At 35.9% G+C, this 16,371-nt stretch carries 15 protein-coding genes; 13 read left to right on the top strand and 2 right to left on the bottom strand.

The features are described from left to right. Window positions 1–486: 486 nt before the first annotated feature. From mgrA to CPHY_RS13695, 4 genes are all read left to right on the top strand, one after another. Window positions 487–1,479: an L-glyceraldehyde 3-phosphate reductase gene (mgrA, locus tag CPHY_RS13710; protein ID WP_012200670.1), complete on the top strand. Its 993-nt coding sequence runs from the start codon at window positions 487–489 to the stop codon at window positions 1,477–1,479. A gap of 472 nt (window positions 1,480–1,951) precedes the next feature. Further along, window positions 1,952–2,899 carry an ABC transporter permease gene (locus CPHY_RS13705; protein WP_012200669.1) on the top strand — a complete coding sequence of 316 codons (948 nt, stop codon included), beginning with the start codon at window positions 1,952–1,954 and terminating at the stop codon, window positions 2,897–2,899. A 14-nt stretch (window positions 2,900–2,913) separates the two neighbouring features. Continuing rightward, window positions 2,914–3,834 (top strand): carbohydrate ABC transporter permease, encoded by a 921-nt coding sequence (locus CPHY_RS13700; protein ID WP_012200668.1) that lies wholly within the window; start codon window positions 2,914–2,916, stop codon window positions 3,832–3,834. 138 nt (window positions 3,835–3,972) lie between these two features. Then, window positions 3,973–5,733 carry a type 2 periplasmic-binding domain-containing protein gene (locus CPHY_RS13695; RefSeq protein WP_012200667.1) on the top strand — a complete coding sequence of 587 codons (1,761 nt, stop codon included), beginning with the start codon at window positions 3,973–3,975 and terminating at the stop codon, window positions 5,731–5,733. Window positions 5,734–5,895: 162 nt separating this feature from the next. Here CPHY_RS13695 and CPHY_RS22680 read toward each other — a convergent pair whose 3' ends face one another. Both CPHY_RS22680 and CPHY_RS13690 read right to left on the bottom strand, forming a co-directional pair. Then, window positions 5,896–6,132, bottom strand: a complete 237-nt coding sequence (locus tag CPHY_RS22680; RefSeq protein ID WP_012200666.1) for a helix-turn-helix domain-containing protein — start codon at window positions 6,130–6,132, stop codon at window positions 5,896–5,898. Window positions 6,133–6,147: 15 nt separating this feature from the next. Continuing rightward, entirely contained in the window at window positions 6,148–6,858 is a 711-nt protein-coding gene (locus tag CPHY_RS13690; RefSeq protein ID WP_012200665.1) for an AraC family ligand binding domain-containing protein, read from the bottom strand. A 338-nt stretch (window positions 6,859–7,196) separates the two neighbouring features. Here CPHY_RS13690 and gpmA point away from each other — a divergent pair, with 338 nt between their 5' ends. From gpmA to CPHY_RS22340, 9 genes are all read left to right on the top strand, one after another. Next, complete coding sequence (gene gpmA / locus CPHY_RS13685; RefSeq protein ID WP_012200664.1) at window positions 7,197–7,946, top strand: 2,3-diphosphoglycerate-dependent phosphoglycerate mutase; 750 nt, start codon at window positions 7,197–7,199, stop codon at window positions 7,944–7,946. A 411-nt stretch (window positions 7,947–8,357) separates the two neighbouring features. Next, on the top strand, window positions 8,358–9,488 hold the full coding sequence (locus CPHY_RS13680; protein WP_012200663.1) for a 1-propanol dehydrogenase PduQ: 1,131 nt from the start codon (window positions 8,358–8,360) through the stop codon (window positions 9,486–9,488). Between the two features lie 24 nt (window positions 9,489–9,512). Further along, a complete protein-coding gene (locus CPHY_RS13675) occupies window positions 9,513–9,866 on the top strand; it encodes a BMC domain-containing protein (RefSeq protein ID WP_012200662.1) in 354 nt (117 codons plus the stop codon). A 164-nt stretch (window positions 9,867–10,030) separates the two neighbouring features. Next, window positions 10,031–10,480, top strand: a complete 450-nt coding sequence (locus CPHY_RS13670) for a EutP/PduV family microcompartment system protein (protein WP_012200661.1) — start codon at window positions 10,031–10,033, stop codon at window positions 10,478–10,480. 98 nt (window positions 10,481–10,578) lie between these two features. Further along, window positions 10,579–12,048 (top strand): ethanolamine ammonia-lyase reactivating factor EutA, encoded by a 1,470-nt coding sequence (gene eutA, locus CPHY_RS13665; protein ID WP_012200660.1) that lies wholly within the window; start codon window positions 10,579–10,581, stop codon window positions 12,046–12,048. A 163-nt stretch (window positions 12,049–12,211) separates the two neighbouring features. Beyond that, window positions 12,212–13,576, top strand: coding sequence for an ethanolamine ammonia-lyase subunit EutB (locus tag CPHY_RS13660; protein WP_012200659.1), 1,365 nt, complete (start codon window positions 12,212–12,214; stop codon window positions 13,574–13,576). Window positions 13,577–13,606: 30 nt separating this feature from the next. Then, entirely contained in the window at window positions 13,607–14,497 is an 891-nt protein-coding gene (eutC, locus tag CPHY_RS13655) for an ethanolamine ammonia-lyase subunit EutC (RefSeq protein WP_012200658.1), read from the top strand. Between the two features lie 115 nt (window positions 14,498–14,612). Then, a complete protein-coding gene (gene eutL, locus CPHY_RS13650; protein ID WP_012200657.1) occupies window positions 14,613–15,269 on the top strand; it encodes an ethanolamine utilization microcompartment protein EutL in 657 nt (218 codons plus the stop codon). Window position 15,270: 1 nt separating this feature from the next. Then, window positions 15,271–16,362, top strand: coding sequence for a BMC domain-containing protein (locus CPHY_RS22340; protein ID WP_012200656.1), 1,092 nt, complete (start codon window positions 15,271–15,273; stop codon window positions 16,360–16,362). The last annotated feature ends 9 nt before the right edge of the window (window positions 16,363–16,371 follow it).

Below are 16,371 nucleotides of genomic sequence, written 5' to 3'. Positions count from 1 at the left end.
GTTGCATATCAAATAATGCCATATACTCATCAAATTTAATGCTTTAAACTACTGGGGATACTACTCTTCCAGAACCAGTTTGGTAACTTGCTAAAGAAGAGATGTATGCTGATAAATGTGTGCTTAGTAATGAGGATTTGCTTGAAATGAAGAACAAATTACGTAAACGAGTTAGAAAGACTTATAAATGCATAATATATATCGGAATTAGCAAGAAATTTCAATTTGTTGAAATGGTATTAAAAATTTTTTAAAACTTTATTAAAACTTTATAAAAACTTTACAAAAAACTTTACTCAAAACCCTTGACTTTGAGTAAACTCTAAGGTTTAGACTAAGGATAAGAATAAAAATTGAAGAGAGATCAATCATGATATAACGTTTTATTAATTCCAAAGTTTATATGGTAGATTGATTTAAATCATGACCAGGAAAAGTTCGCAAAGCATACTTTTCTTAGGTTATCTTAGAAAGGAAGGTAGAATTATGAGTTATATAGCAAATGAAAACCGATATGATCGTATGGAGTATTACCGCAGCGGGAAGAGCGGATTAAAACTACCAGCTGTTTCCCTTGGATTATGGCACAATTTTGGAAGCAACGGAAGTTTTGATAATATGAAGGATATGTGTAAAACAGCCTTTGATTACGGTATTACACATTTTGATTTGGCAAATAATTATGGACCGGTAGCAGGAGGTGCAGAAGAGAATTTCGGACGTATTTTAGCTACTGATTTTAAACCATATCGTGATGAGTTAGTAATTTCCACGAAAGCAGGTTATTATATGTGGCCAGGTCCTTATGGTGACTGGGGTTCAAGAAAATACTTAATTTCAAGTATTGATCAGAGTTTAAAACGCATGGGATTAGAATACGTTGATATCTTTTATCATCACAGACCAGATCCTAATACTCCACTAGAGGAAACTATGCTTGCTTTAGATGCTATAGTAAAAAGCGGAAAAGCTTTATATGTTGGTATCTCTAATTACAATAAAGAACAAACAGAAGAAGCAGCTGCAATCCTTCGTGATCTTAAGTGTCCATTTATAATTAATCAGCGAAAATATTCACTATTTGATCGAACCATTGAAGAGGATGGACTTAAGTCTCATGCAGCAAAAGACGGGATTGGGGTTATTGCATTTTGCCCATTAGCGCAAGGATTGTTAACAGATCGTTACCTTGATGGAATACCAAAGGACAGTAGAATAGTAACGGATGGCAGATTCCTAAAAGAAGGTGATATTACAGTAGAGAGGCTAAATCAAATAAGAGCATTACAAAACATAGCGAAAGAGCGTGGTCAAAGTCTTGCTCAGATGGCACTTTCCTGGATATTACGTGATGGTGAAGTAACCAGTGTTTTAATTGGAGCTTCAAGAGCATCTCAGATCGAAGAGAATGTCAAGATTGTTGGGAATACTAAGTTTACAGACGATGAATTAAAACAAATAGAAAATATTTTAAAATAATTTGACATGATATAGCATCAGGTAATCAAAATTGATTATCTGGTGCTTTATTAATTTATAGGAAGGAAAAAATTCGAGAATTGTAGGAAAGATTCGAATAGTGATATTTCTTGCATATATGAAAATTTCGCAAAGTGATATTTCTTGTATACGAAACGCGAAGTTACTTATCTTGTATATAAAAAACTCTGAAATTTCCTTGAAATCCAAGCACATTACGTAGTAAGATGTATTATATAAAATGCACAAAAAGTTTGATATTAATATAACAAAATTTAAAAATATTATATAGAATAAATGATTCTTCCTATTTATATGTAACAAAACAACCAAAAAACATGATGATATTTTTAAAAATTAGCAATAAATGAATGCTTGACAGCAAAATATGGCTAGCATGTTTTATAAAAAATAAATATAATGAATTTATAAACAAAGGATATGAAATAACAATTGGGAGGAGAAATGTCCTATGAAAAAAGAGCAAGCAGCAAAGACAAAAAAGGCAAAACAGGAACCGCTCTTAAGGCATATAAAGCGAAACTGGCATCTATATGCATTTCTGGTGATACCGGTTGCGTATTACGTAATTTTTCGGTATATTCCCATGTTTGGTAACATCATAGCGTTTCGTCGGTACCGAGCAGGAAGTAATATATTCGGTGATGAGTGGAGTGGATTAAAGTATTTTAAGCAGTTTATGGGGGATCAAAGTTTCTGGCGTGCATTTAAAAATACTTTAACCTTAAATTTTTCTTATTTATTGATACGATTTCCTGCGACCTTAATCTTTGCATTACTACTCAATGAGATACGATGTCTTCCATGGAAAAAGTTTGTTCAAACTGTATCTTACTTACCACACTTTATTTCCATGGTTATTGTAGCTGGTATGGTAAAAGAATTACTATCCACCAATGGTCCAATTAATAAGCTATTAATGTCCATGGGGAAAGAAACAATTTCATTTATCGCATTACCACAATGGTTTCCAACCATCTTTGTAGGATCTGGAATATGGCAAGGACTTGGGTGGGGAACTATATTATACTTAGCTGCGATTGCAGGAATTAGCCCTAGTCTATATGAAGCAGCTACAGTGGATGGAGCGAATCGTTTTAAACGGGTATGGCATATAACATTACCTTGTATCCTTCCAACAATAACAACACTATTAATTTTAGACATCGGTGGATTAGTTGGTTCAGGTGGTGCTTTTGAGAAAGTATTTTTGCTCTATAATCCAATGACTTATGAAACTGCTGATATCGTCTCTACCTATGTTTATCGAATGGGTGTTGGTTCTGGTAACTATAGTTATGCTACTGCAGTTGGTTTATTTGAGGGTATCATTAACCTGGTACTTCTCATGACAGCGAATATTATATCAAAGAAAACCACTGAAAGTGGACTTTGGTAATAGGAGGTAGCGAGATGTCAGTATTAATTAGTGCAAAACAAAATAAGAAATACGTTCCTTCTAAAATAAAAGAATCCAATAGTTATAAGGTATTCAAAGTTTTTAATACAATTCTTATGATTATTATATCGATAGCAACCTTGTATCCATTTCTTTATCTGGTTGCTCAATCATTTTCTTCAGAAGCAGCGATTATAAAAGGGCAAGTTAGTATATTTCCAGTAGATTTTAATCTTGTTACATATAAGTCAGTAATTGCAAAAGGGGATTTTCAGCGGTACTACTTGAATACGGTTATCTACGCAGTATTAGGCACAATAGCATCACTCTTTACTTCCTCTATACTAGCATACCCGTTGTCGAAACCTCATCTTAGATTAAACAAGTTTTTCGGTCCATTTATTATCTTTACTATGTATTTTGGTGGAGGTTTAATTCCGAACTACGTATTGATTAATAATCTTGGGCTTCGAAATACAGTGGCAGCCTTCATTCTTCCGGGATTAGTTGGAACTTATTATGTTCTTTTAATGAGATCTTTCTTTGCAAATGTTCCGCAAGAACTAGAAGAAGCAGGAGAAATAGACGGTTTATCGAAATTTGGTGTGTTCTTTAAAATTGTATTACCACTTTCAAAGCCAATTATGGCAACCATGACTTTGTTCTATATGGCTGGCTATTGGAGCAATTGGTTCACAGCATTTTTATATTTGGATAGTAGAGAAAAATGGCCAGTTGCTTATTATTTGAGACAGATTATTATCGGAGCATCAACATCTGCAAATCCTGGTGCAGCAAATGCAGAGACTATGCAAATTGCAGCCAATATCAAATCTTGTTGTATGGTGTTAATGGCAGTACCTATCATTTGTGTTTATCCTTTTATACAAAAGTACTTTGTACAAGGAATGATGCTTGGTGGTGTTAAGGAATAAATGTGAAAGAACAAAATTCTTTCACACATCCTACTGAGAAGGCATGTTTTCAGGTGTAAGAAAAAGTGAGTATTACCTGGATACTTTCTTTCGAAAGAAAGTTAGTATAGAAAAAAATCTTTTTATGGGAGGGAAACTATGAAGAAAAAGGTTCTTAGTTTAGTTTTATGTGTAGCCATGGTAGCATCTTTGGCTGCATGCGGTAACAAGGGTAAAGACGCTTCAAACAACAATAATCCAACTGCACCGGCTGCAACAAAAGCACCAGCTGCAACACAAGTACCGGAAGTAAAATTAGGGTATGAATTTGGTTTAGAAACAACATTTCATTCAGATGAACCAGTTACATATTCCATGTTATTTAGTGATGCCAGTTGGTATCCAATGGTAGACAGATGGGAAACAGAGGGAGTATTTGCTAAGATTAAAGAATTAACTAATGTTACTTTAGACGTTACAAAAATTGATAGCGGTGATTATGATCAAAAGAAATCTCTTTTGATTAATGCAGGTCAGTCTGCATATATCATTCCTAAGACTTATGATGAATCCGCATTTGTTGACGGTGGCGCAGTAGTTGCAGTATCCGATTGGGTACAGTATATGCCTAACTATACGGAGTTCTATGATAAGTATAATATGGAAGCAGACGTTAAGACAATCGTTCGTGCAGATAATAAGTATTATCGTTTACCTGGTATGAAAGAAAGTTCTTTACAGGATTATACTCTCTTAATTCGTAACGATATCTTTAAGGCAGCTGGTTATGATGTTGCTGCTCTTGAAAAAGATTGGACATGGGATGATTTATATGATGTATTAGTTGGTGTTAAGGCTTATATGGTAAGCAAGGGTATGTGCAAAGAAAGTGATTATATCTGGTCAGACCTTTGGTGTGGAAATGAGTCAGGTCAAGGAAATGGTGGTAACCTTCTTAAATTAATGGGTGCTTCCTATGATGTTCCTTCTGGCTGGGCAGTAGCAGATGGTATGCAATATGATGCTGCAACAGATAAGTGGTATTTCGCATCAACATCAGATAACTACAAGCAATTTGTAACTGTTGCCAATAAATATGTTGCTGGTGGTATATTAGATCCTGAAACATTTACACAGGATGATGTTACTGCAAATAATAAATTCTATCGTGGTGAGACCGCTATTATCAGTGTTAACCGTTCTCAGTACACAGCATGGCATCAAGGTTTGGATGAAGGTATTGGCAAAGGAAATTACGAGACATATTTAACTGTATATCCTAGAGGAAACAATAAATATACTTCTGAAAACACTCGTCTTGAGAATGGTGTTATGATCGCAAGCAAGGCTTTGAAAGAACTTGGTGAAGATGATTTTATTAAGATGCTTCGTTTTGTTGACTGGTTATGGTACTCTGATGCTGGTAAAACACTTGCAAAATGGGGTGTTGAGGGTGAACATTGGAACTATGTAACAGATGCAACAACTGGACTTAAAGTAAAAGCTTTGACTGAGAATTGGTTCTGTGGAGGACTTGGTATACCTGCAACAGACGATACAAAGCAGAAGGATTTAAGACTTGAGCTTGGATATGCAGGTGGTAACTTCTGGTATGGTGGTAGCAATGCACAGTTAACTGATAACTTTACACCTGTTATGCAGGATTATTATGCAAGAGTTGCTGCAGATAGAGCAATTAAACCATTAAATCCTTCCTTCGCTAGAACGGAAGATGAAAATGATCAGATTAATCTTTGGAAGACTCCATTGATTGATAATGTTAACTCATGTACACTTAAGTTCGTGACTGGCCAAATGAACATCACAAATGATTGGGATGCTTATGTAGCAAGTTGTAAGAATTTAAATAGTGAAAAATTAGTTGACCTATACAATGATATGTATAACCGCTCAAAATAAATAGTTCTACGATAGTCAAAGTGCTATCAATAATAAAATGAATATGAAACAAGAAAAAGTACACTTTGTGTACTTTTTCTTGCAATAAAATAGACCCTGTAAAAGGAAAGTTAAGAGTAACCTCTAAAACTGACTGATTTACAGGGTCTATTTTGTATTTCTTTAAGGATTCATCCCCATAGGATGTGAACTTTTACTACAAAGATCACGGTATTCAGTTGGAGTACAGTTTTTCGTACGTTTAAACGTTCGATTGAAAGTAGATAAACTTGAAAAACCAGATTGTAATGCAATTTCTGTAATTGTTAAATCAGGGTTTAGCAAAAGCATTTCAGCAGATTTGATACGTTTAAAACTAAGAAAATCGTAAAAATTTTGACCAGAACACTGCTTAAACAATCTAGAGAAATGAAACTAAGAAAAACCCGCAACATTTGCAACTTTTTCAAGAGTGATATCTTCCATGTAATGCAGATCCAAATAGTCAAATACGATGTTTAACTTGTCAATAAGTTCTTTTTGCTTTGTTTGATGTACATAGGAAAACGTATTTTCTACATTCATACGATATCTTCCAAGCGTAACAAAAAAGTTCAATAAGTGAGAGTAGATGGCCAATTCCCTAAGATTGTTATCGCTAAAATACTCTTCACACATCTTTTCTAACAGGTTTGCTTCTTCTGTATATATTTGTGAGTGGGTGTCCTGTGACAGCAAAATAGGTTGGGATATGTATGGCATAAGGTAGGAAAATCCATTCAACTTAGAAATAATAGCGGAATCAAATAAGCATATTAGTCTTGAGCCGCTGTTTGGTGCAATCAGATCGTGTAGTTCGCCCGCAGGGATGATTAAAATATCACCTGGTTGTAAATGATATTCTTCATTCGATACCTTAACCGTGTACGTATTTTCAAGCGGAATTATTATTTCAAATGCTGGGTGCCAATGAGTCGAAAAATTAGTAGTCTCAACATTATACCAAATTCGAATCGAAGACCCGGGAAGATATTTGACTAATTCATAGTTTCCATTAACTACACGATGAAAACGTTCCGTATCTTGTTGCATGCGAATTTTACGGCGATTATCTTCACTAAGATTATGTAATATTGCGTTCTTCATAATTCTTCATTCCTTTGATAAACAAAATGTTATTCATTATAAGAAAAAGTTCGAGAAGTATACTTTTTTCTTGCTACGAGTGAGTAGGGTATTTGAAAGGCACATTATGATAGATGATTTGTTTGACATCATATAAATATCCTATCATATACAATATCAAATAGCAATATTGCGATATAAATGGTCTTTCAAAGAGGTTTAGGAGAAGTAATAAACTTTTTATAAGTAAAAATATTAAAAACAGATTTCAAAGGTAATATATTAGCAGTATAATAAAGCAAAGCATTCTAAATAATAAAGACTTAAGACAGAGAAAATTATAAAGGAGGATGACAGATATGAAATTAGTATTATTAAGACATGGCGAAAGTGAATGGAATAAGGAAAATTTATTTACTGGTTGGATGGATGTCGATTTGTCTGAAACTGGGAAAGCAGAAGCGGCCTCTGCAGGCATCACGCTGAAACAAAAGGGATATGATTTTGATGTCTGTTATACTTCTTACTTAAAACGTGCGATTCATACCTTAAACTTAGCGTTGGATGAGATGGACAGAGTATGGCTACCTGTCGTGAAAAGCTGGAAACTCAATGAGAGACATTATGGTACGTTACAAGGATTAAATAAATCAGAGACAGCAGAGAGATATGGAGAGGAACAGGTTAAAATCTGGAGACGTAGTTATGATATCGCACCACCTCTACTTAAAGAAGAAGACGAACGAAATCCAAGATTTCAAGAGCAATATAGACAAGAAAAATGTGAGATACTTCCTTTAGGAGAAAGCCTAAAAGATACTATTGCGAGAGTAGTTCCTTATTATAACGAAGTCATATTAAAAGATATGATGGCAGGAAAGAGAGTGTTAATAGCAGCACATGGTAATTCACTACGTGCACTGATGAAATATTTGGAAGATATGTCTCCAGAAGATATATTAAATGTTAATCTTCCTACTGGGATACCTTTGGTTTATGAACTTGATGAAGAAGGAAAATTTATTAGTAAAGAGTATCTTGGAGATGCAGAGTATGTAAAAGCTAAGATAGAAAAAGTATCTGCTCAAGGAAAGGTTACAATTGAATAATATTGTATGCTAAAAGGAGCTTTTTAAAAGAATCTATAAAAGAATCTATAAAAGAATCTATAAAAGAATCTATAAAGGAATCTATAAAGGAAAGTGCTTGCAAACACAGTTGCAGATTACTATCCTCTTTATGATAAAAGGTTTAAGTGAACTATATTTAAAATAGAAATAAAAATATAATTATGATGAGCAAAAAAGATACAAAATTCTAATCAGATTTTTGTATCTTTTTTGCTTTTTTTGTAATTCATAACACGGAAAAGTTCGTGAAGCGATCTTTTTCTTGTTTATTTCATATTTATCTTAGCCTTTGTGCTTCTTTTATCAAAGAGTTTCTCACAGGAAGTATAGTTATGTCAAAAATACATACTATATTTGGGTAACTGTGGAACTTAAAAAAGGTGATGACAAATGAACACATTCGAATTGAAAACGAAAGTCATATTTGGACAGGAAGCTTTGCAATATTTGCAAACCCTGGGACAAAAGAAAATTTTTATCGTAACCGACCCGTTTATGGTGAAATCCGGAATGATTGATTCCATCACCAAATATTTAGCGGAAGGGTCTTTTAAAGTATTTAGCGAAATTGTACCTGATCCACCGATGGAATTGGTGGTAAAAGGAGTTGGGGAAGTCACAGCTTTTAAGCCTGATGTCGTAGTTGCGGTAGGTGGTGGTTCCGCGATTGATGCAGCGAAAGCAATCATGCATTTTTCTAGAGAAATAGGGAAGTTAGATAAAATGCAATTTGTAGCAATCCCAACAACAAGTGGAACCGGTTCGGAAGTAACCTCCTTTGCTGTCATTACAGATACAGAGAAAGGGGTTAAATATCCGTTAGTATCCGATGCTTTGATTCCGGATATAGCGATATTGGAACCAAATCTAGTAAAATCAGTACCTCCTGCGATTGTAGCAGATACGGGAATGGATGTTTTAACCCATGCATTAGAAGCTTATGTTTCGACCAAAGCAACTGATTTTTCAGATGCATTTGCAGAAAAGGCAATCTCTTTAGTATTTCAATATCTATTAAGATCTTATGAAAATTCGGAAGATATCGAAGCAAAAGAAAGAATGCATAATGCATCGTGCATTGCTGGAATTTCATTTAACCTAGCTTCCCTTGGTTTAAATCATGCAATAGCGCACAACATTGGCGGAAAACTTCATGTACCGCATGGAAGAACGAATGCTATTTTACTTCCGCATGTGATTGAATATAACAGTAACATTACTGGTTTTACGCCTAAAGATTATACGGAAGCAGCAATTAAATACGCAAAGATAGCAAAACTTATTGGTGTATCTGGTAGCACAGTAAGGTTAAGCGTTAAAAATTTAATTAGTGAGATTACAAAAATGATGCAGAGAATGAAAATGCCAACCAAACTACAAGAATGCAACATAAGTACGGAGGTTATTTTAAAAGAAAAGAAAGCGATTGCCGAAGGTGCACTTAAAGATTCTTGTATTATAACCAATCCACGTGTGGCTAGCATTTCAGATATTTCTGAAATCATTCATAAAATTTCATAAGGCAAGAAATGGTGGTGAGGACTTATGATACAAATTGATGAGAAGCAAAGAATCGTTCAGGAGTTCGTGCCTGGTAAACAGATTACACTTGCCCATATTATTGCGAATCCAACTGTAGATATTTATCAGAAACTAGGCTTAATATCGGATGAAATCAATGCAATTGGGATCATGACTATAACACCCAGTGAGGGAGCTATCGTTGCTGCAGATATCGCTACCAAAGCATCGGATATAAGACTTGGATTTATAGACCGTTTCAGTGGAGCACTAGTAATAACCGGAGATGTTAGTTCTGTTGAATCAGCGATTCGTGATGTAGTATCTGTACTATCTGGACAACTTTTATTTACTCCTGCTGCAATTACAAGGACGTAAAACACGTACAAATCACGATAAGTTTAATATATTTTTCCTGTACACGAAATTATGTACCGGAGTCGAGGTTAGATTGAAAAAATATTTCAATTTTGAAATTTTGTGCATGAGTAATCCTTGCATAAGTTTCATATGCGCTAACGTGAGCAAGATCAGAGGTTAAAATGAGTAGTGGAAAAATTATATTTATGGGTAGGACCGGAAGTGGGAAGACAACACTATGTCAGAAGTTAGATGCACTGGAATTAAAGTATAAAAAAACACAATCAGTGGAGCTTTATGATAATGCAATTGATACCCCTGGGGAATATATGGAGAACCGGAATTTTTATCGAGCTCTAATTATGACAGCAGTGGACGCAAAATTAATAGCAATCTTAGGAGATCCAACGGTAAGGGATAACTATATACCTCCCGCATTTGCGGGAACCTTTGCGAAAGAAATCATCGGGATCGTGACCAAAGTTAGCATAGCAGGTTCTGAAGAGGATATTAAGAGAGTGGAATTGGAACTAAGACAGGCAGGTGCACAAAAAATCTTTCGTGTTGATACCGTTGAAGAGATCGGTATTGAAGAATTGTTCCATTATATCCACGAATGTATTGATAATTGAGGTGTGAATTCCTAGATTATCACTAGGAATCAAATGTATCAGTGCGTATCACACACGGTTAAAGAATATTAAGTTTAAGTAAGCAGATGGGAGTAAACATGAGAGAAGAATTATTAAGTGTGGGAATCGATATTGGAACCAGTACAACGCAACTGGTTTTTTCGAAATTAATGATTGAAAATATTGCCTCCAACTTCTCTGTTCCCAAAGTGGTGATTGTAGACAAAGAAATTGTTTATCGAAGTGAAATTTATTTCACGCCGCTGCGTTCTCCAACGGAAATCGACGGAACTAAAGTGAAGGATATTATTGAAGGAGAATATAGAAAAGCTGGAATCGACAAAGTTCAGATCAATACAGGAGCAGTCATTATTACTGGAGAGACAGCCAGAAAGGAAAATGCAAAGGAAGTATTAACTACCTTAAGTGGTTTTGCAGGGGACTTTGTTGTAGCAACTGCAGGACCCGATTTGGAGAGTATTATTTCTGGTAAAGGTGCAGGAGCACATGTATATTCCAAAGAACTTCATACCGGTGTCGTAAATATTGATATAGGTGGAGGAACAAGCAATCTTGCTTTGTTTGAACATGGGGAAGTCAAAGATACTGGTTGCCTTGATGTAGGTGGACGTCTGATTAAGATTGATAAAAACTCTAGGGAAATCACTTATTTATCAGAGAAGATGAAAGAGTTAATTAAGAGAAAGAATTTATCTCTTTCTATAGGAACAACGGCAACAAAAGAAAACCTACAACCAATCCTAGAAGCGATGGTTTATGCCTTAATGCAGAGTGTTGGTTTAAGGCCAATGAACGATGATTTTTCATTGTTTATTACACACAAAGAGGGAGAAGAGAAAATTACATTTACCTGTCACGAAACAATAAAGAGAGGTTGCCCAATTACAAGCATAACATTTTCAGGTGGAGTAGCAGATTACATTTACCGAACAGAAGGGGTAGCGGATGATTTTACTTATGGAGATATCGGAGTCTTATTAGGACAAGCCATTAAAGAATCACCACTATGTAAAGAGCTTAAGGTACTAAAAAGCGTAGAAACAATTCGTGCAACCGTAGTTGGTGCAGGAACTCACACGATGGAGATCAGCGGAAGTACGATAACGTATACCACTGATATGTTTCCTATCAAAAACCTACCGATTTTAAAATTATCTAAAGAAGAGGAAGAGTCTGCGAAGAGCATGGAACAGGCTGTTATAACGAAATTGAATTGGTTTAAGTTAGAAGGCAATCTCCAAAAAGTTGCGATAGCTTTTGAGGGATGTAAAACACCTTCCTTTGTACAAGTTACCGAATATGCGAAAGGTCTTATTGGAGGAATGGCAGAATTAATGGAACAAGAGCTTCCCTATATCATATTAGTTGAAAGTGATATGGCAAAAGTTCTGGGGCAGACAATGTATCGAATGCTTGAATATAAAAAAGATATTATTTGCCTAGATAGTATTCATGTAGAAAATGGAGACTATGTTGATATTGGAAAACCGGTGGCAGAAGGTACCGTACTACCGGTTGTTGTAAAAACTTTGGTATTTAATAAATAGAAAGAAGCATTTTGGTAATCCTAAATGCAGGAAAGTAACCTGAAGTTAAATGCCCCTGTCCTTGGCATAGACTTCATTAGCGCGATGGCGCTTTGATATCATTATAAATTACGAAATGATACGCGTGTTTACAAATAAGTTTATACGCAGATAGGAGTGGACTATGATTTTAAAAGCACAATTGTTTGGACATACCTATGAGTTTAAATCACTTATGGATGTCATGGCAAAGGCAAATGAGGAAAAATCGGGAGATACCCTTGCTGGAATTGCTGCAGAGTCTGCAGAGCAGCGTGTGGCAGCGAAGGTTGTACTTTCGAACATAACTTTAGAGCAGCTTCGCAATAATCCTGCAGTTCCTTATGAAATTGATGAGGTAACCAGAATCATTCAGGATGATGTGAATGAAAAAATCTACAATGAAATCAAGCACTGGACAGTAGCAGAATTCCGTGAATGGATCTTAGATGAAAATACAACTGGTGCAGACATTCGAAGAGTTAGTAGAGGTATTACTTCTGAGATGGTAGCTGCGGTTGCAAAGTTAATGTCAAATATGGACTTAGTTTATGGTGCAAGAAAAATACGTGTAACAGCGCATTGCAATACTACGATTGGAGAACCTGGTACGTTAAGCTGTCGTCTTCAACCAAACCATCCAACCGACGATCCTGATGGAATTATGGCATCGCTATTAGAAGGTTTAACCTATGGTGCAGGAGATGCACTTCTAGGATTAAATCCAGTAGATGACTCCACTGAAAGTGTAATGCGAGTTTTAAAACGATTTGATGAAATTAAACACAAATTTAATATTCCAACCCAGACTTGTGTTCTTGCCCATGTTACTACACAGATGGATGCTATCAGAAAAGGTGCACCATCAGATTTAATCTTCCAATCTATCGCAGGATCTGAAAAAGGAAATGAAGCATTCGGCTTTACTGCTGCTATATTAGAAGAAGCAAGACAGTTAGCTTTAACAGAAGGTACCGCAGAAGGTCCAAACGTTATGTATTTTGAAACTGGCCAGGGATCTGAATTATCCTCTGAAGCGCATCATGGTGTTGATCAGGTGACCATGGAAGCACGTTGCTATGGATTTGCAAAGCGCTTCAATCCATTTGTTGTAAACACTGTAGTAGGTTTTATTGGTCCAGAATATCTTTACGATGGACGCCAGGTAAACCGTGCTGGTCTTGAAGATCACTTCATGGGTAAATTAACCGGTATTTCAATGGGCTGTGATGCTTGCTATACAAACCATATGAAAGCAGATCAGAACACAATTGAAGATCTTTCCGTATTGTTAACAACTGCTGGTTGTAATTACTTTATGGGTATACCTCATGGTGATGACGTCATGCTTAACTATCAGACTACTGGTTATCATGAAACTGCTGCACTTCGTGAAATGTTTGGCTTAACAGCCATCAAACCATTCCATGAATGGATGATTCATATGGGCTTTATTGACGAAAAGGGCAAGCTGACAAAATTAGCCGGTGATGCTTCCGTCTTATTCTAATAACGGGAAGTGTGAAAGGAGCTTGAGTTTATGGATGAACAAAGTTTAAGAAAAATGGTGGAGCAAATGGTGGAGCAGATGGTTGGTGGTGGTACGAATGTGAAAAGTACAACTTCCACAAGTTCGGTGGGCCAAGGATCAGCAACTGCAATTTCATCGGAATGCTTACCTGATATAACGAAAATAGATATAAAGTCTTGGTTTCTATTGGACCATGCAAAAAATAAAGAAGAATATCTTCACATGAAGAGTAAGACTCCGGCAAGACTTGGTGTTGGCAGAGCTGGAGCAAGATATAAAACTATGACAATGCTTCGTGTGAGAGCAGACCATGCAGCAGCGCAAGATGCAGTTTTCTCTGATGTTTCAGAAGAATTTATAAAGAAAAATAAATTCGTATTTGTAAAAACGCTTTGTAAAGATAAAGACGAGTATTTAACAAGACCTGATCTTGGACGTAGATTTGGTAAAGAAGAGCTTGAGGTAATCAAGAAAACATGTGGACAAAGTCCAAAGGTTCTTATTATTGTTGGCGACGGTTTATCCTCCTCTGCGATTGAAGCTAACGTTGAAGATATGATTCCAGCAATAAAGCAAGGTCTAAGCATGTTTCAGATTAATGTACCTCCAATTCTTTTTATCAAATACGCAAGAGTTGGAGCAATGGATGATATTGGTCAAGCAACGGATGCAGATGTTATTTGTATGTTAGTTGGAGAACGTCCTGGATTAGTAACAGCAGAATCGATGTCTGCTTATATTTGCTACAAAGCAAAACATGGTGTTCCAGAATCAAAAAGAACCGTAATTTCTAATATACACCGTGGTGGTACAACACCAGTCGAGGCGGGTGCCCATGCTGCAGAGCTAATTAAGAAGATGTTAGATAAAAAAGCATCTGGTATTGAATTAAAGGGTTGATGAATTGTAGTTTAGGTCAGGCATATCGTTAATATAAGGCGCTAAAGCGCTAGAATCGAGGTCAGTGTGAAAAGTAAAGATTTTTCACACTAATTGCGACAGAATGGAGGTTTTTATGAAGAATGATAAATTACACCCTAATATTTTAGCGGTCCGGATTATCTCCAATGTGAGTCCGGATTTAGCAGAAAAACTTTCTCTTGGAGAGCGTCATAAGAGTCTTGGAATTATAACAGCGGATAGTGATGATGTAACTTATACAGGTTTGGATGAGGCAACAAAAGCAGCAGATGTTGAAGTTGTTTATGCTAGATCTTTCTATGGTGGTGCTGCAAATGCGAACACAAAGCTTGCAGGTGAAGTAATCGGTATTATAGCTGGTCCAAGTCCAGCGGAGGTTCGAAGCGGACTAAATGCTTGTATTACATTTATGGAAAGTGATGCTTATTTTATTAGTGCAAATGAGGACGATTCTATCGTTTACTATGCTCATACTGTATCAAGAACGGGTTCTTATCTTTCAAAGATTGCTGGAATTACAGAAGGAGAAGCACTTGCCTATGTCATTGCTCCTCCACTTGAAGCAATTTATGCTCTTGATGCCGCCATGAAGGCAGCAGATGTAAGGTTATGTGAGTTTTACGGACCACCAAGTGAAACTAACTTTGGTGGTGGACTATTAACAGGTTCTCAATCTGCTTGCTATGCGGCCTGCAATGCATTTGCAGAGGCAGTAAGAAGCGTAGCAGATCGACCAAAAGAATATCAATAAGATGCAAGCATTAGGAATGATCGAGGTGATTGGATTGCCACCTGCAATTGAAGCAGCGGATTCTGCTCTTAAAGCAGCAAACGTTTCTTTACTTGCAATAGCAAATGCGGATGCGGGAATCCTAACTGTAGAAATCACCGGAGATGTTGGGGCAGTTTTAGCTGCTGTAGATGCAGGCGCCGCAGCAGCAGAACGTGTTGGTACGCTTCGTGCAAAACATGTGATACCGCATGTAGATGAAAGTCTTACGGATAAGGTATTAATGAAGGGAACCAAACTTTTTCAACCAAAGAACAAACAGGTAATGTCTAGCGGTCAAGGCGTTGATTCTGGGTTTACTAACTCTCAAGCAGATGGTGCCTCGAATGCCTCTAAGGCTCATGATACGAGTGTATTTTCAATAGATTCTATTCAAAAAGAAGGTAGTGTACAAACAGATGGAATGAATTCTAGAGTAGAAGATACTCAGAAAAAAGAGAGTACTTCAAAGGAAGAGAGTACTGTAAAGCAAGATAATTCTTTAAAGGAAAAAAGTGCTTTATTAGATAATGTTTTGTTAGAAGATAATGTGTTAAAAGAAAACGTTTTGAAAGAAGATAGTGCTTTAAAAAATAATGCTTTCAAAAATAATTATGTAAAAGAAGATAGTGCGTTAAAAGAAGAAAGTACTTTAAAAGAAGAAAGTACTTTAAAAGATAGTGTTACAGAAGAAGATAGTGTTTTAAAAGATAAAAACATTATTAAAAAGGATAGCACTATAAAAGAAGGTAGCACTATAAAAGAAGATGGCATTATAAAAGAAGATGGCACTAAAAAAGATAGCACTATAAAAGTAGAAAATAGAAACGATGAAATAAATGCTGTCTCACAGAACACTACTAACTTTGGAAGAGATGATATCTTTGGTGAAAGTACAATCACAAGTAAAAAGAATGACCAACAGAACTATACCGTTAATGATTTAAAGAAAAAGAGTAATGATTCACTTCGTGCAATCTTACAAAGTAAAGGCGTGGAATTAACAGAGCTTCATAAGAGTGCAAAGAAACAGGAATTAATTCAACTAATTATAGCGCAGCAAAATCGTAGATAAGAAGGAGAC

Origin of the sequence: Lachnoclostridium phytofermentans ISDg (assembly GCF_000018685.1) — a bacterium.
GTDB classification, from domain to species: Bacteria; Bacillota; Clostridia; order Lachnospirales; family Lachnospiraceae; genus Lachnoclostridium; species Lachnoclostridium phytofermentans.
This window is presented reverse-complemented; position numbering and strand designations above follow the sequence as displayed.

Excerpts from the sequence above, each read along its gene's own strand:
- CPHY_RS13680 (WP_012200663.1), top strand. The coding sequence starts at position 8,358 with ATGAACACATTCGAATTGAAAACGAAAGTCATATTTGGACAGGAAGCT.
- CPHY_RS13690 (WP_012200665.1), bottom strand. The coding sequence starts at position 6,858 with ATGAAGAACGCAATATTACATAATCTTAGTGAAGATAATCGCCGTAAA.
- CPHY_RS13695 (WP_012200667.1), top strand. The coding sequence starts at position 3,973 with ATGAAGAAAAAGGTTCTTAGTTTAGTTTTATGTGTAGCCATGGTAGCA.
- mgrA (WP_012200670.1), top strand. The coding sequence starts at position 487 with ATGAGTTATATAGCAAATGAAAACCGATATGATCGTATGGAGTATTAC.
- CPHY_RS22340 (WP_012200656.1), top strand. The coding sequence starts at position 15,271 with ATGCAAGCATTAGGAATGATCGAGGTGATTGGATTGCCACCTGCAATT.
- CPHY_RS13705 (WP_012200669.1), top strand. The coding sequence starts at position 1,952 with ATGAAAAAAGAGCAAGCAGCAAAGACAAAAAAGGCAAAACAGGAACCG.
- eutC (WP_012200658.1), top strand. The coding sequence starts at position 13,607 with ATGGATGAACAAAGTTTAAGAAAAATGGTGGAGCAAATGGTGGAGCAG.
- gpmA (WP_012200664.1), top strand. The coding sequence starts at position 7,197 with ATGAAATTAGTATTATTAAGACATGGCGAAAGTGAATGGAATAAGGAA.
- CPHY_RS13700 (WP_012200668.1), top strand. The coding sequence starts at position 2,914 with ATGTCAGTATTAATTAGTGCAAAACAAAATAAGAAATACGTTCCTTCT.
- eutL (WP_012200657.1), top strand. The coding sequence starts at position 14,613 with ATGAAGAATGATAAATTACACCCTAATATTTTAGCGGTCCGGATTATC.
- CPHY_RS13660 (WP_012200659.1), top strand. The coding sequence starts at position 12,212 with ATGATTTTAAAAGCACAATTGTTTGGACATACCTATGAGTTTAAATCA.
- CPHY_RS13670 (WP_012200661.1), top strand. The coding sequence starts at position 10,031 with ATGAGTAGTGGAAAAATTATATTTATGGGTAGGACCGGAAGTGGGAAG.
- CPHY_RS13675 (WP_012200662.1), top strand. The coding sequence starts at position 9,513 with ATGATACAAATTGATGAGAAGCAAAGAATCGTTCAGGAGTTCGTGCCT.
- eutA (WP_012200660.1), top strand. The coding sequence starts at position 10,579 with ATGAGAGAAGAATTATTAAGTGTGGGAATCGATATTGGAACCAGTACA.